The following is a 14811-nucleotide window of genomic DNA, read 5'->3' on the forward strand; positions in this document are numbered from 1 at the left end:
GGCGCCGGGTAGCACCGGCGCCTTTCTCGTACAGGTATGAGTCCGTCTGGACTCAGGTGTTCATCGACTGGAAGAAGTCGCCGTTCGTCTTCGACTGACGCAGCTTTTCCAGCAGGAACTCGATCGCGTCCGACGCGCCCATCGGGTTGAGGATGCGGCGCAGGACGTAGGTCTTCTGCAGCTGGTCGCGCGGCGTGATGAGCTCTTCCTTGCGGGTGCCCGACTTGAGCACGTCGATCGCCGGGAAGATGCGCTTGTCCGCGACCTTGCGGTCCAGGACGATTTCCGAGTTACCGGTGCCCTTGAACTCTTCGAAGATCACTTCGTCCATGCGGCTGCCGGTGTCGATCAGGGCCGTCGCGATGATCGAGAGCGAACCGCCCTCCTCGACGTTGCGCGCCGCGCCGAAGAAGCGCTTCGGGCGCTGCAGGGCGTTGGCGTCGACACCGCCGGTCAGCACCTTGCCCGACGACGGGACCGTGGTGTTGTAGGCGCGGCCCAGACGGGTCACCGAGTCCAGCAGGATGACGACGTCGCGCTTGTGCTCGACCAGGCGCTTGGCCTTTTCGATGACCATCTCGGCCACCTGGACGTGGCGGGTCGCCGGCTCGTCGAAGGTCGAGGCGATAACCTCGCCCTTCACCGTGCGCTGCATGTCGGTGACTTCTTCCGGCCGCTCGTCGATCAGCAGGACGATCAGGTAGCACTCGGGGTGGTTGGTCTCGATCGACTTGGCGATGTTCTGCAGCATGACCGTCTTACCCACGCGCGGCGGGGCGACGATCAGGCAGCGCTGGCCCTTGCCGAGCGGAGCGACGATATCGATGACGCGGCCCGAGCGATCCTTGATGGTCGGATCGGGCAGTTCCATGTTCAGGCGCTCTTCGGGATAGAGCGGCGTCAGATTGTCGAAGTGGATCTTGTGCTTGACGTTGTCCGGGGCCTCGAAATTGATCTTGGCCACGCTCGTCAGGGCGAAGTAGCGCTCGCCTTCCCGCGGTGAGCGGATGGCGCCGTCGACGCTGTCGCCGGTGCGCAGGCCATACTTCCGGATCTGCGAGGGCGAGACGTAGATATCGTCCGGACCCGGCAGGTAGTTGGCTTCCGGCGAGCGCAGGAAGCCGAAGCCGTCCTGCAGCACTTCCATGGTGCCCGACCCCGAGATCTCCACGCCTTCTTCGGCGAGGGTCTTCAGGATCGCGAACATCATGTCCTGCTTGCGCATGGAGTTGGCGTTCTCGACCTCGAAGGTCTCGGCGAACGCCAGCAGGTCGGCCGGAGTTTTCTCCTTCAGCTCCTGCAGGGACATGGATTTGAGGCCCAGCGCCGCGACGGTCGCGGCGATGTCGGAGCCCTCGTCGTCGCCTTCGCCGTCGGCCTCGGCGGCGTCAGCGCTGGCGTCGGCGGTCGTATCGACCAGCTCTTCGGTGGTCGCCTCTTCGGCGGCCGAGATTTCGTTTTCGGTTTCTTCGGTCATGACAAGACTCAAGTCAGGGCGCGGTCTCCACGACGGAGTCCGGCCGGTAGAATTCATGGGTCACGCCGGACAGGCCAGCGAGCGCGTCGATTGACGATGACGCGGATCGTTAGGGGGACGGACCTTGGAGCGGTGTCGCTCGCGGGGCGCGCCAGGACGGGCGCCGGTCCGTGAAGAGAAAGTTCGGAAACTCCGAACCTCTTGGATGCAAACCACGCGGGGACCGGCGGGTCAAGCGCCGCCGGTCATACCCGCTCGGTCTCAGTTGTTCAGGAACTTGGTCGTCACCGAGATGACGATGACGATCGCCAGAACGAACGGGATCTCGTTGGTCGCCCGCCAGAACTTTTCGGAGCGGGTGTTCTGACCCCGCTCGAACTTCCTGCGCGAGGCCGAGAGGAAGCCGTGCCAGCCATAGAGGCCGACCAGGGCGACCAGCTTGGTGATCATCCAGGGCTGGGCCAGGAAGTCCCAGCCGCGGATCTGGCCATCGGCCAGGATCAGGCCCACGCCGAACACGAAAGTCGCGATCGAGGCCGGGTTGATGATCCCGCGCAGCAGACGGCGCTCCATGACCTTGAAGGTCTCGTCCATCTCCGAGCCCGGCGTGGCCTGGGTGTGATAGACGTAGAGGCGCGGCAGGTAGAGCAATCCGGCCATGAAGGCGATGACCGACAGGATGTGCAGACCGCGCACCAGGTTGAAGTGCGCCACCAGGAAATCGATCACGCCGAGGCTCTCTTTCTACACGGACAGTTGGACCCGTCGGGCTCACAGCGCCAAGACGAACCAGGCTTTAGCCCGCTGGCGCCCAGCACGCTGCTCACCAGGCCCGCCAGACCACTGATGAACTCCGGCGCCGTGCCCAGAGCCGGCACGCGGAGATAGGGGGCGACCCCGACCTCCTGGGCCAGCTCGGCATATTCGTGGTCCAGCTCTACCAGGGTCTCGACGTGCTCCGAGACAAAGGCGATCGGGGTGACGATCACGCCCTTGCCGTCGACACCCGCCCGGCGGATCTCGTCGTCGGTCGAGGGGCCGATCCACTTCATCGGCCCGACCCGGCTCTGGTAGCAGACGGTCCAGTCCAGGTCGCTCGGCAGCTTCGCCGCCACCGCCGAGGCCGTGGCCTCGATCTGCTTCTGATACGGGTCGCCGCCCAGGATCACCTTCTCGGGCAAACCATGGGCCGAGAACAGCAGGCGCACGTTCGTCGGCGAACCGGCCTTCTCCCAGGTTTCTCGGATCAGGCGGGCATGGGCCGAGACCAGGCCCTCTTCCGTCGGATAGCAGCAGACGGTCGTTTCGCGCCCCGACCCCTTATAGGCCTCACGCCAAGCCTTCAGCGAAGATCCCGTCGTGGTCGCCGAAAACTGCGGATAGAGCGGCAGCAGCACGACCTCGTCCGGCGCGAACGCCGCCACCGCCTTGGCGGTCTCATCGGTCAGCGGGTTCCAGTAGCGCATGGCGATGAAGCACTTGGCTTCGACGTCCGCCAGCGCGGCGGTCAACTCGGCCTCCAGCGCTTTGGCCTGCTTTTCCGTTTCAGGCAGCAACGGCGAGCCGCCACCCATGATCGCGTAGTTGGCCTGGGCGGATTTCTCGCGCCGGCTCGAGATCAGCGCCGCCAGCGGATAGCGAAAGATCGCCGGCAGGCCGATGATCGCTGGATCGCGGAACAGGTTGAACAGGAACGGCCGAACCGCCTCCTGGCCGTCCGGCCCGCCCAGGTTGAAAAGAACGACCGCGAGCTTCCTGCTCACTTCACAACCTTCTGGCCGGTCACTCGCTCCAGCACCGCCTCGACGTGGGCGATCGGAGTGTCGGGCAGGATGCCGTGACCCAGGTTGAAGATGTAGGGACCCTGGTTCCACTGTTCCAGCAGCTCGTCGACACGCTTCAGCAGCGCATCGCCGCCAGCCCGCAGCAGCAGCGGATCCAGCGCGCCCTGGATGGTCTTGGTCTTCTGGATCGATTGGCCCAGCTTGGCGGACGCCGACGTATCGAGCGCCACGCCTTGCACCGGGACCTTGGCCGCGTAGTCTTCGACTAGTGTCCCTGCCCCACGCGGGAAACCGATGATCGGCACGGTGACGCCCCGCGCCCGCAGGCCTTCGATGATCCGGATATGCGGCTGGGTGACCAGGCGGTCGAACAAGGGCTCCGACAGACCCTCGGCCCAGCTCTCGAACAGCTTCACGGCCTGGGCCCCGGCGCCCGCCTGCATGGCCAGGTAGTCGATGGTCGAGTCGACCAGCACTTGGATCAGGGCGTCCAGCTTCTCGGGGTTCTGGTAGGCGTAGGTCCGGGCGCCGCTGCGATCGCTGGAGCCGCCTTCGATCATGTAGGTCGCCACGGTCCAGGGCGCGCCGGCGAAGCCGATCAGGGCCTTCTCCGGATCAAGCGCCGAACGAACCCGGGTCAGCGTCTCCCCGATGAGCGACAGGGCCTTGCCCGCCTCCCCGGCCTTTTCGGCCATGGACTCGATCGACGGCATTTCGCCTAGCTTCGGGCCTTCGCCGGCCTCGAACCAGACCTTCTGGCCCAGGGCGCCCGGGATCAGCAGGATGTCGGCGAAGACGATGGCGGCGTCGTACGGAAACCGCCGCATCGGTTGAAGCGTGACCTCGGCGGCCTTCTCCGGATCGAAGCAGAAGCTGATGAAGTCCGGCGCCGTCGCCCGCACCGCTCGGTACTCGGGCAGATACCGCCCAGCCTGCCGCATGAACCAGATCGGAGGGTTCGCTTGGCTCTCGCCCGAAAGCGCGGAGAGAAATTTGGGAGTCTGGGCCGAGGACGTCATGGCTCGGGTTAAAGCCCGGCCTGAGCTCGGGCTCAAGTCCGTAAGGTCCCTAAGACCTTTCTATCATTTCTTAATAAGAATTTAAGAAGGATGGAGGGTGTTGGAGGACAACTGCACAGTGGGGAAAACGCCTCGGAGGCGAGCGACTCCCACACGAGATCCGCCATTGCCAACAGGCCTTCCCACATGTGGTTAAGGCTTTGTTAATAATGTGGACGGTCTCGCAGGGCCTTGAAGGTCTTAATGAATTCTTAATACCCGACCGTGGGTGAAAGACCCGTCACGGGACTCTTTCCCGAGCTTGGGACAGCCGGGATTCAGAGTTCTGGGGATGCAGGGTGAGCCTGGGGATGGTACGCGAGCAATGCGACCGTTTATCACAGCGGCGCCATGTCACGACGCCTTGAGGGCCATTCGGCGCCCGGGCGTCCCCAGAGGCAGGACAAGTGGTTAAGCAACCGTTAACGGATGATCCACAGGAGAGTCTGGCTCAGGGGGACGGAGAACGGCTGCCGCCGCGCTTCGCCACCTACTTCCATATCCACCTGGTGTCCGACTCCACGGGCGAGACGCTTAACGCGATGGCGCGCGCCGTCTGCGCTCGTTTCACCGACATCCTGCCCATCGAACACATCTACGCGCTGGTTCGTTCCACCCGTCAGCTGGATCGGGCGCTGGAAGAGATCGCCGGCGCGCCGGGTGTCGTCATGCATACGATCGTCGATCCAGGCTTGCGCGCGGCGCTGGAAGAAGGCTGCCGCAAGCTGGAGATGCCCTGCATCGCCGCGCTGGACCCGGTGATCAGCGCCATGTCGCGCTATCTGGGCGCGCGGATCTCGACCCGGGTCGGGGCCCAGCACGCCCTAACCAATGACTATTTCGATCGCATCGAGGCCCTGGACTACGCCATCGCCCACGACGACGGCCAGGGCGGCCAGGACCTGACCCAGGCCGACGTGATCCTGGTCGGCGTGTCGCGGACCTCCAAAACCCCCACCTGCATCTATCTGGCTCACCGGGGCGTGCGCGCCGCCAATGTGCCGCTGGTGCCGGGCCGGCCACCGCCGCCCGAGCTGTTCGAACTGAAGGGCACCTTGATCGTCGGCCTGATCACCTCGCCCGACCGCCTGATCCAGATCCGCCGCAACCGCCTGCTCTCTTTGAAAGAGACGCGCGAGAGCGACTATGTCGACGGCGACGCCGTGCGCCAGGAGATCATCGCCGCCCGCCGCCTGTTCGAGCGGATGAACTGGCCGGTTATCGATATCACCCGCCGCTCGGTCGAGGAGACGGCGGCGGCGATCATCAACCTGCTGTCTGGCGGCCGCGGCAAGGTCGAGGTCATCGGATGAGTTTGACCCCTGTAACCCTGGCGTCGAAGAGTTCCGCCCGGCAGATGATCCTCAAGAACGCCGGGGTCGCCTTCGAGGCGGTCAGCCCCGGTGTCGACGAGGAGGCCGCCAAGGCTTCGTTGCTGGCGGAAGAGGTTACGCCGCGCGACATCGCCGACGCGCTCGCCGAGATGAAGGCGGTCAAGGTTTCCACGAAGCGGCCGGGCCTGGTGATCGGCGCCGATCAGACACTCGACCTGGGCGGCCGGCTGATCGACAAGGCCGACTCGCTGGAGGAAGCCCGCGCCCGCCTGCTGGGACTGCGCGGCACGACTCACAAGCTGCACTCGGCCGTGGTGGTGGCCCGCGATGGCCGGCCGATCTGGCGGATCGTCGAAAGCGCCAAGCTGTCGGTGCGTCCGTTCAGCGAGGCCTGGCTCGACCAGTACATAGAGAAGCGCGGCGAGGCCCTGCTGTGGTCGGTCGGCTGCTACGAGCTGGAGAGCGAGGGCGTGCAGCTGTTCGACAAGGTCGACGGCGACTATTTCACCATACTGGGCCTGCCGCTGATCGGCCTGCTCGACTTCCTGCGTCTTCACGGGGCTCTCGCCACATGAGTTCGACCATCTCGGGGGCCGCCATCATCGGCGGCGTCTGCGGCGCGCCGATCAGGCATTCGATGAGCCCGCTGATCCACAATGCCTGGATCCACGCGGCCGGGCTGGATGCGGCCTATGTGCCGTTCGCGCCGAGCGTCGAGGGTTTCGAGACCTTCGTGAACGGTTTCCGGGGCGGGGCGATCCGGGGGCTGAACGTCACGATCCCGTTCAAGGAACGAGCGCTTGCCGTCGCCGACCACGCCAGCGACCTGGCCAGGATGGCCGGGGCGGCGAACCTTCTGATTTTCGAGGCCGACGGCTCGATCCATGCCGACAACACCGACGGACCGGGTCTGCTGGGCGCGATTGCCGCGCAGGCCACGGGCTTCGACGTCGCGGCCGCGCCGGTGGTGATCCTCGGGGCCGGCGGCGCGGCGCGCGGGGCCACCGCCGCCTTGCTGCTGGCCGGTGCGCCCCAGGTCCGGATCGTCAACCGCACCGTGGCCCGCGCCCAGGAGCTGGTCGAGGCGTTCGGCGACAAGGTCGTCGCGGCCGGTGAGTCCGATCTCCCCACCCTGCTGGTTGATGCGGGTCTTGTCATCAACGCCACCTCGCTCGGTCTGGGCGGCGGCGCGGGTCCGGAAGCCGACCTGACCCTGACGCCCGAAACGGCCGTGGTCATGGACATGGTCTACAAGCCGCTGCGCACCGAGTTCCTGCGCCGCGCCGATGCCGCTGGTCGGCGCACGGTCGACGGCCTCGAAATGCTGCTGCGCCAGGCGGTCCCCACCTTCGAGCGGATGTATGGAGTCACGCCGCCGGCTCAGGTGGACGTGCGCGGCATGCTGCTGCGCATTCTGGGTGAAGCCTAGGCCATGCTGATCCTCGGTCTCACCGGCTCGATCGGCATGGGCAAGTCGACGACGTCGGCGATGTTCCAGGCCGAGGGGGTTCCGGTCTACGACTCCGACGCGGCGGTCCATGCCCTTTACGCCACCGGCGGCGCCGCGGTGGCCCCGGTCGAGGCGGCTTTTCCAGGCGTGGTCGTGAACGGCGCGATCGACCGCGCCAAGCTCAGCGCCGCCGTGGTCGGAAAATCCGAGGCCCTGGCCAAGCTGGAAGCCATCGTCCACCCACTGGTCGGCGCCGATCGCATCGGCTTCTTCGCGGCGGCGGAGGCCAAGGGCTGCGACATCGTCGTGCTCGACATCCCCCTGCTGTTCGAGACCGGCGGCGAGAAGAAGGTCGACAAGGTCGTGGTGGTTTCGGCTCCGGCCGACGTCCAGCGCCAGCGCGTCCTGGCTCGCCCTGACATGACGCCGGAAAAGTTCGAGGCGATCCTGGCCCGTCAGCTGCCCGACACCGAAAAGCGGGCCCGCGCCGATTTCGTCGTCGATACGGGCCAGGGCCTGGACCATGCCCGGCAACAGGTCCGCGACCTTCTGACTCTGTTGAGAACTCCCGGCTCCGCTTGAAGCCGGCCACGAACGGCTTCATTGAAGGGTCATGGCCCGGGAAATCATCCTCGACACCGAAACCACCGGCTTCGATCCGAAGACGGGCGACCGCCTGGTCGAAATCGGTTGTATCGAGGTGGTCGACTTCATGCCGACCGGCCGCTCGTTCCACGAATATTGCGACCCGCTGCGCGACATGCCGGCCGAGGCCGAGAAGGTTCACGGCCTGTCGGGCGCCTTCCTGACCGGCAAGCCGAAGTTTCACGAGATCGCCGAACGCTTCATCGAATTCGTCGGCGACAGCGTCGTCGTGGCTCACAACGCCGCCTTCGACCGCTCGTTCGTCAATTTCGAGCTGGAAAAGTGCGGCCGCGCCCCGATCCATGAGGACCAGTGGGTCGACACCCTGGCCATGGCCAAGAAGCGCTTTCCGGGCATGTACAACTCGCTCGACGCGCTCTGTAAGCGGTTCAAGATCAGCCTGGAAAGCCGCGACAAGCACGGCGCCCTGATCGACGCCCACCTGCTGGCCGAGGTCTATCTGGAACTTCAAGGCGGCAAGGAACGCGCTCTGGAACTGACCCATGCGGTATCGGCCATGGCGGTTTCGGCGGCGATCCAAGGCTCGTACGGCGCGCGGCCTCGTCCCCTCGCGCCGCGCTCGACCGACGCCGAGCGCGAGGTCCATGCCGCCTGGATCCGCAAGAATCTCAAGGATCAAGCGCTGTGGATCAAGTCCGGCGTGGTCGCGGGCGAGGCCTGAGCTTCGTTCTAGTGGACCCTCGGCAGGCAGGCCGCCGAGCGCGCTCGCAGGAAATCCCGCTCGCGCGCATTACGGGTGAGGTCGGCGGCCGCGTCGAAGGCGGCCTTGGCTTCGGGCAGCCGGCCGGCGCGGTATAGCAGATCCCCTTTCGCCGCCGGCAAGGGCGCATAGTTGCGCAGCGCCGCGGCTTCCGCGATCTCGTCGACCAGGGCGAGGCCAGCCTCGGGCCCGAAGGCCATGCCGTGGGCGATGGCGCGGTTCAGCTCGACCACGGGCGACGGCATGACTTGGCCTAGCCGGTCGTACAGCCCGGCGATCCGGCGCCAGTCGGTGTCCTCGGCCTTGCGGGCCCGAGCGTGACAAGCGGCCAGGGCGGCCTGCAGGGCATAGGGTCCATCGGCGCCGCCCAAAGCCTCGGCCTTGGCCAGGGCGGTCAGGCCTCGCCGGATCAGCAACTGGTCCCAACGGGCGCGGTTCTGTTCGGTGATCGGCACGAAGCCTCCGTCCGGCCCGGTGCGGGCGGTCAGGCGCGAGGCCTGGATCTCCATCAGGGCCAGCAAGCCATGGACCTCGGGCTCATGCGGGGCGAGGCCCGCGAGGATGCGGCCCAGTCGCTGGGCCTCGGCGCACAAGGTCGGCCGGATCAGATCCTCGCCGGCGCTGGCGGCATAGCCTTCGTTGAAGATCAGGTAGACGACCTGCAACACCGACGTGAGCCGCGCGTCACGCTCCGCGCCGCGTGGAATTTCAAAGGCCAGTCCCGCCTCGCCGATCGCGCGCTTGGCGCGAACGATCCGCTGGGCGATAGCCGACTCGTTGGCCAGGAAGGCTCGGGCGATCTCGTCGGTGGTCAGGCCGCCGACCAAGCGCAGGGTCAGGGCCGCGCGGGCCTCGGCCGAGATCGCCGGATGGCAGGCCGTGAAGATCAGGCCCAGAAGATTGTCGCCGACATCGTCGTCCATGGCCGCCTCGATGGCCTCGATCGCGGAATCGTCGGCCTCCTCGAGGCCGTGGCCGATTTCCGCGTGTTTCCGTTCCCGCATCCGGTCGCGTCGGAAGCGGTCGATGGCGCGGCGCCGGGCGGCCGCCATCAGCCAGGCGGCCGGATTGTCCGGCACGCCTGTCCTGGGCCATTCGGCCAGGGCGACGAGCAGCGCGTCCTGGGCCAGCTCTTCGGCCAGGTCCAGACTGCGGGTCACGCGGGCCAGGCCCGCGATGAGCCTGGTCCGCTCGATGCGGAAGACCGCCTCGATCGCTCGATGGGTGTCGTCTGGCGCCATGCCGTTCCGCGCCGGATCAGTTACCGGCCAGGCGGTCGCGGGTCCTCTGGTGCAGCGCTTCCAGTTCCGGCGTCATGACCTCGGCGAAGTCGGACATGTCGAGGATCGGGCGGATCTCGATCTCGCTGGGGCCCGGCATGGGATTGGGGCAGCGCTTGAGCCAGGCCACCGCCTCATCCATGTCGCGCACTTCCCACAGCCAGTAGCCGGAAACCAGTTCGCGGGTCTCGGCGAACGGGCCGTCGATCACGGTGCGCGACGCGCCGTCGAAGGCGACGCGCTTGCCCTGTACCGAAGGCCGCAAGCCGTTGCCGTCGACCATGATACCGGCGTTGACCAGTTCCTCGTTGTACTTGCCCATGGCTTCGATCAGCTCGGGCGTCGGCATGGCGCCCCGTTCGCTGTCCTCGGTCGCCTTCACGAACACAATCACGCGCATCGTCCGTCTCCTTTGATCATCGGGCCGGAAGTGGCCTCATATCTTGATGACGAACGGGCGACGCGGGGATCGACAGCCTGTCCGCTAAATTTTCAGATCCGCTGTCACGGGCGCGTGGTCGCTGGGGCGCTCCCACTCCCGCACGGTGTCGTGAACGCGCGAACTGGCCTTGCCGTTGACGAGCGCCGCCTCGCGCAAACCGGGGCTGGCCAGGATGTGGTCCAGGCGCAGGCCGCGGTTGGACTTGCGGAAGTCGGCGGCGCGATAGCTCCACCACGAGAACAGCTTTTCCGGCTCGGGCGTGGCCAGGCGGGGCAGGTCCAGAAAGTTCATCGAGGTCATCAGCGCCTCGAAGGCCTCGAGCTCGGCCGGCGTATGGCTGACGACCTTCAGCATCTGTCGATGGCTCCAGACGTCGTTCTCGCCGGGGGCGATGTTCAGGTCGCCGGTGACGATCAGCGGCGCCTTGGGGTCGCGCTTCTTCAGGGCGGCGGTCAGGGTCTCGTAGAAGTCGAGCTTGTGGTCGAACTTCGGGTTGGCGACCCGGTCGGGCACGTCGCCGCCGGCGGGGATGTAGAAGTTCTGGATGTCGACACCGGCCACCTTGACCGCGACGCAGCGGGCGTGACCCTCGCGGCAGTTCATCAGGGTCGGGACGTCCTCGAACGGCAGGCGCGAGGCGATGGCCACGCCGTGCCAGCCCTTCTGGCCGGCGATCTTCAGGTGCGGCAGGCCCATGGCCTCGAAGGCCTCGCGCGGGAACTCGCCCTCCTGGCACTTGATCTCCTGCATGCACAGGACGTCCGGGGCCTGCTCGTCGACGAAACGGGCGGCCTGCTCGGCGCGGAGGCGGACGGAATTGACGTTCCAGGTGGCGATACGAAGGCGCATGGCCTCGCTCTAATGCCTTTGCCAGACCCTGAAAAGGGAAACGCCGGCCTGTCAGGGCTAGCCTCCGGCCAGCGGCCGATCACCAAAAAGAAAAACGCCCCCGTACACCGAGTGTCTCCCCCAGCCGGCCGGAGGCCGGCGCATAAGAAAAACGCCCCGGACGCCTTAGCGTCCGGGGGCGAAAGTCTAGTCTCTCATGCCGCCGCCGGGAGGGGATAGGATCCGGCACGGTTCGCGAAGAGCGGGTCGGTCGCTCATCGCCATGCGTGTTAAATATGCCACTTTAAAATCATAAGTCAAGAGATGTGGCGTTTGATTCTTGCCTGTTGTCGTTATGTCACATTCCTGACGTAGAACCTTACTTGCCGACCTTGCGACGGGGATCGGTCAGCACGAACAGCTTGGGATCCAGGCCTGACGTCTCGGCGAAATCGTTGAGGCGCACGCGAATTTGGCCGCCCTTGATGTCAGTGACGGTCCAGCCCATCAGGCCGACGGGGCTGTTGGAGAAGTCCAGCGAGATCTTGCCCAGCGCCTGGCGCTTGGCGTCCTGGGCCACGATCGTGAAGCCGTCGGCCAGCGGGCGAATGTCGGTGATGATCACGCCGCGATCCAGGCGGACCTCGCGGGCCAGCAGCAGGTTCAGCGGCGTCTTGCTGAGCGGATAGCTCTCATAGGTCTTCAGCCGGCTGTCGAAGATGTTGACGTTGTTGCCGTTCGACACGACCAGCAGGCCGGCTGGCGGATCATAGGCGAACCGCGCCTTGCCCGGACGCTGCAGGTAGAAGGTCCCTTGGGTCACCGTCCCGCGCTGGTCGGTCTGTACGAAGCGGCCCTTGGCCGAGGACAAGCCCTGGATATAGGTCGTGGCCTTGTCCAACAGCGCCTGCTGATCGGCGGTGAGGCTGGCCGGCACGGGCTTGGCGCTCTGGGCGTGGGCGCCAAAGGGGATGGCTGCGGACATGGCGGCGGCCAGGCCGGCCGCCAGCAGGATACGGCGTGTGGTCATGCTCATACGGACTCCTTAGCGCCAACCTTGGCCAGCGCGAAGGCCGTCGCGAGGCCATTTTCCGGCGCTCCGATGAAGCGCCGTTCAGGTTGGAGCGTCAGGAAACGCTCAAGCTCTAGCGGAGTTGCCTACATCGGCGGCGGTGGCGGGGCCAGGATCTCGCGCTTGCCGGCGTGGTTGGCGGCGCCGACGACGCCTTCCTTTTCCATACGCTCCATCAGCGAGGCGGCGCGGTTGTAGCCGATCTGCAGGCGGCGCTGGATGTAGCTGGTCGAGGCCTTGCGGTCGCGGGTGACCACGGCCACGGCATGGTCGTAGAGGTCGTTGGCCCCGCCCTCGCCGGCGAACGCGCCCTCGATGGCTTCTTCCTGTTCCTCGTCGCCGCCGGCGGTGACCTCCTCCAGATATTGGGGGATGCCCTGGTCGCGCAGGAACTTGGCGACCTGCTCGACTTCGCCGTCCGAGACGAACGGGCCATGCAGGCGGGTGATGCGACCGCCGCCGGCCATGTACAGCATGTCGCCCTGGCCCAGCAGCTGCTCGGCGCCCTGCTCGCCCAGGATGGTGCGGGCGTCGATCTTGCTGGTGACCTGGAAGCTGATCCGGGTCGGGAAGTTGGCCTTGATGGTGCCGGTGATGACATCGACCGACGGGCGCTGGGTAGCCATGATCAGGTGGATGCCGGCGGCGCGGGCCATCTGGGCCAGGCGCTGGACGGCGCCTTCGATGTCTTTGCCGGCCACCATCATCAGGTCGGCGACCTCGTCGATGACCACGACCAGATAGGGCATGGCCTCGGGGCGGATCTGCTCGGTCTCGTAGATCGGGCGGCCCGCGTCGTCGAAGCCCGTCTGCACGGTGCGCTCGAAGTGCTCGCCCTTGGCCGCGGCCTCGTTGGCCTTTTCGTTGTAGCCGCCGATGTTGCGCACGCCGATCTTCGACATGCGGCGATAGCGGTCCTCCATCTCGCGGACGGTCCACTTCAGGGCCACGACGGCTTTCTTCGGATCGGTCACGACCGGGGCCAGCAGGTGCGGGATGCCGTCATAGACCGACAGTTCCAGCATCTTCGGGTCGATCATGATGAAGCGGCACTTCTCGGGCGGCAGCTTGTACAGGATCGACAGGATCATGGCGTTGACGCCGACCGACTTGCCCGAACCGGTGGTGCCGGCGATCAGCAGGTGGGGCATCTTGGCCAGGTCGGCGATATAGGGCTCACCGCCGATGGTCTCGCCCAGGGCCATGGGCAGGATCTGGCTGGCCTTCTCGTAGTCGGACGACGACAGCAGATCGCGCAGATAGACGGTCTCGCGGCGCGAGTTGGGCATTTCGATGCCGATGGCGTTGCGGCCCTGGGCCACGGCCACGCGACACGAGATCACGCTCATCGAGCGGGCGATGTCGTCGGCCAGGGCCACGACGCGGGCGGTCTTCACGCCCGGGGCCGGCACCAGTTCGTACATGGTGACGACGGGGCCGGGGCGGATCTGGTCGATCTGGCCCTTCACGCCGAACTCGGCCAGCACGCTTTCCAGCAGGCGGGCGTTCTGGCGCAGGGCGGCGGCGTCGACTTCCGACGAGCGCGGCTTGGCCTTGGCCAGCATGGCCAGTTCGGGCAGTTGGAAGCCGGCGTCCTCGTCGAAGGCGAAGGCCTTCTGCTGCTCGCGGGCTTCGCGGCCGGACTCCTTGGGCGGGGCCTTGGGCTTGGCGATCGCCATCGGGCGAGCGTCCAGCGTGTCCTCGAATTCGTCTTCCTCGTCCTGAACCTCGGGCGGCGGGGTGTAGGCGCGTTCGTTGGAGATCGGGGTCGGGGCCGCGACCGTGGCGTCGTCGTCTTCCGCCTCCAGCGGCGGCAGGCCGCGCTTGGGCGGCGCTTCGGTCTTTTCCTTCCGGGCGCGGGCCGGCTTGGCGGTTGGAGCGGGCATGGGCTCCGGCCCGGGGCGGGCGCGCGGCTGCAGGGCGTTGCTGACGGCGGTGTGGATGGCGTCGGGGTCGACCTCGCGCACACCGATGGCGAAGCCCAGGGCGATGATGGCGGCGATGGCGAACAGGACGGCGGAAATGATCGTCGCGCCGGGAATGTGGGCGAAGCGCAGGACGTTGGCGACCATGTGCAGCAGGGCGTCGCCCCAGAAGCCGCCCAGGCCCTTTTCAAGTTGCCAGATGGCGGGCGGCGGCGGCGCGGCCAGGGCGGCGGCCAGGGCCAGCAGGCCCAGCGAGCCGACGACGGCGCGCTGGCGCAGGTCCTTGCGCTCGGCGTCCGGGTCGGCCTGGGCCACGCGGGTTACGCCGAAGACCAGCAGCAGCAAGGCGACCCCCCAGGCCGACAGGCCAAGAGATTGCATCAGCATGTCGGAGATCGCCGCGCCCGGCGCGCCCAGGGCGTTGCGCACGGGCTCGCCCGAGACGGCGTTCAGGCTGGGGTCGGTGGCGTTGTAGGTGGCGATGGCCAGCAGCAGGCCGGCCCCGATGACGGTGACGATCCCGCCCCGGAACCGGGCCGTCCAGGGCTGGACCCAGCCATAACGGATCGCGTCCCAGAGGAGCTCCGTCGTGGATCGCCGCGCGGCTCGCGCCATGAAAGTCTCCGAACTCAACTTCGTATTCTGGACCCGCTAGAGCAGGTCGAACCGCGATGTTGTGCCCGAAGAGAGTTAAGGGGCGTTTACGGCGTTCGTCAGGAAACGATTCAGAATGTCGCTGGGGAGGCCAGGAGGCGCCGTGCGTCCTTCGAGGCTCGCCTTCGGCTCACACCTCAG

General features: G+C 66.7%; 14 protein-coding genes. 5 read left to right on the forward strand and 9 right to left on the reverse strand.

The features are described from left to right. Positions 1 to 52 precede the first annotated feature (52 nt). The 4 genes from rho to hemE all read right to left on the reverse strand — a co-directional run bounded on the left by rho (position 53) and on the right by hemE (position 4280). Positions 53 to 1477, reverse strand: coding sequence for a transcription termination factor Rho (gene rho, locus AC1RRV_RS06885; protein WP_492858845.1), 1425 nt, complete (start codon positions 1475 to 1477; stop codon positions 53 to 55). A gap of 261 nt (positions 1478 to 1738) precedes the next feature. Then, positions 1739 to 2206: a CopD family protein gene (locus AC1RRV_RS06890; RefSeq protein WP_492858846.1), complete on the reverse strand. Its 468-nt coding sequence runs from the start codon at positions 2204 to 2206 to the stop codon at positions 1739 to 1741. Then, positions 2203 to 3240, reverse strand: a complete 1038-nt coding sequence (hemH, locus tag AC1RRV_RS06895) for a ferrochelatase (protein ID WP_492858847.1) — start codon at positions 3238 to 3240, stop codon at positions 2203 to 2205. The genes AC1RRV_RS06890 and hemH overlap by 4 nt, the downstream gene beginning before the upstream one ends. Beyond that, positions 3237 to 4280: a uroporphyrinogen decarboxylase gene (hemE, locus tag AC1RRV_RS06900; RefSeq protein ID WP_492858848.1), complete on the reverse strand. Its 1044-nt coding sequence runs from the start codon at positions 4278 to 4280 to the stop codon at positions 3237 to 3239. The genes hemH and hemE overlap by 4 nt, the downstream gene beginning before the upstream one ends. A 446-nt stretch (positions 4281 to 4726) precedes the next feature. Between hemE and AC1RRV_RS06905 the strand changes: the two genes are divergently transcribed. The 5 genes from AC1RRV_RS06905 to dnaQ are packed head-to-tail and all read left to right on the forward strand — an operon-like array spanning position 4727 to position 8430. Beyond that, entirely contained in the window at positions 4727 to 5632 is a 906-nt protein-coding gene (locus AC1RRV_RS06905; protein WP_492858849.1) for a pyruvate, water dikinase regulatory protein, read from the forward strand. After that, the gene (locus tag AC1RRV_RS06910) at positions 5629 to 6228 is read left to right on the forward strand and encodes a Maf family protein (protein ID WP_492858851.1); all 600 of its coding nucleotides are present in this window, start codon (positions 5629 to 5631) and stop codon (positions 6226 to 6228) included. The genes AC1RRV_RS06905 and AC1RRV_RS06910 overlap by 4 nt, the downstream gene beginning before the upstream one ends. Then, positions 6225 to 7082, forward strand: a complete 858-nt coding sequence (gene aroE / locus AC1RRV_RS06915; RefSeq protein ID WP_492858852.1) for a shikimate dehydrogenase — start codon at positions 6225 to 6227, stop codon at positions 7080 to 7082. Before AC1RRV_RS06910 ends, aroE begins: the two co-directional genes overlap by 4 nt. A gap of 3 nt (positions 7083 to 7085) precedes the next feature. After that, positions 7086 to 7685, forward strand: coding sequence for a dephospho-CoA kinase (gene coaE / locus AC1RRV_RS06920; protein ID WP_492858853.1), 600 nt, complete (start codon positions 7086 to 7088; stop codon positions 7683 to 7685). Between the two features lie 31 nt (positions 7686 to 7716). Continuing rightward, on the forward strand, positions 7717 to 8430 hold the full coding sequence (gene dnaQ, locus AC1RRV_RS06925; RefSeq protein WP_492858854.1) for a DNA polymerase III subunit epsilon: 714 nt from the start codon (positions 7717 to 7719) through the stop codon (positions 8428 to 8430). A gap of 8 nt (positions 8431 to 8438) precedes the next feature. On the opposite strand, the gene AC1RRV_RS06930 is transcribed toward dnaQ, so the two are convergent. The 5 genes from AC1RRV_RS06930 to AC1RRV_RS06950 all read right to left on the reverse strand — a co-directional run bounded on the left by AC1RRV_RS06930 (position 8439) and on the right by AC1RRV_RS06950 (position 14649). After that, a complete protein-coding gene (locus AC1RRV_RS06930) occupies positions 8439 to 9710 on the reverse strand; it encodes an RNA polymerase sigma factor (RefSeq protein ID WP_492858855.1) in 1272 nt (423 codons plus the stop codon). 16 nt (positions 9711 to 9726) lie between these two features. Beyond that, a complete protein-coding gene (locus AC1RRV_RS06935; RefSeq protein WP_492858856.1) occupies positions 9727 to 10149 on the reverse strand; it encodes a YciI family protein in 423 nt (140 codons plus the stop codon). Between the two features lie 84 nt (positions 10150 to 10233). After that, positions 10234 to 11040, reverse strand: coding sequence for an exodeoxyribonuclease III (xth, locus tag AC1RRV_RS06940; protein WP_492858857.1), 807 nt, complete (start codon positions 11038 to 11040; stop codon positions 10234 to 10236). A 358-nt stretch (positions 11041 to 11398) separates the two neighbouring features. Continuing rightward, positions 11399 to 12049 carry an outer-membrane lipoprotein carrier protein LolA gene (locus tag AC1RRV_RS06945; RefSeq protein ID WP_492858859.1) on the reverse strand — a complete coding sequence of 217 codons (651 nt, stop codon included), beginning with the start codon at positions 12047 to 12049 and terminating at the stop codon, positions 11399 to 11401. Between the two features lie 128 nt (positions 12050 to 12177). Continuing rightward, positions 12178 to 14649: an FtsK/SpoIIIE family DNA translocase gene (locus AC1RRV_RS06950; RefSeq protein ID WP_492858860.1), complete on the reverse strand. Its 2472-nt coding sequence runs from the start codon at positions 14647 to 14649 to the stop codon at positions 12178 to 12180. Between the last annotated feature and the right edge of the window lie 162 nt (positions 14650 to 14811).

It is taken from the genome of Caulobacter sp. GW821-FHT11E10 (genome assembly GCF_058808375.1).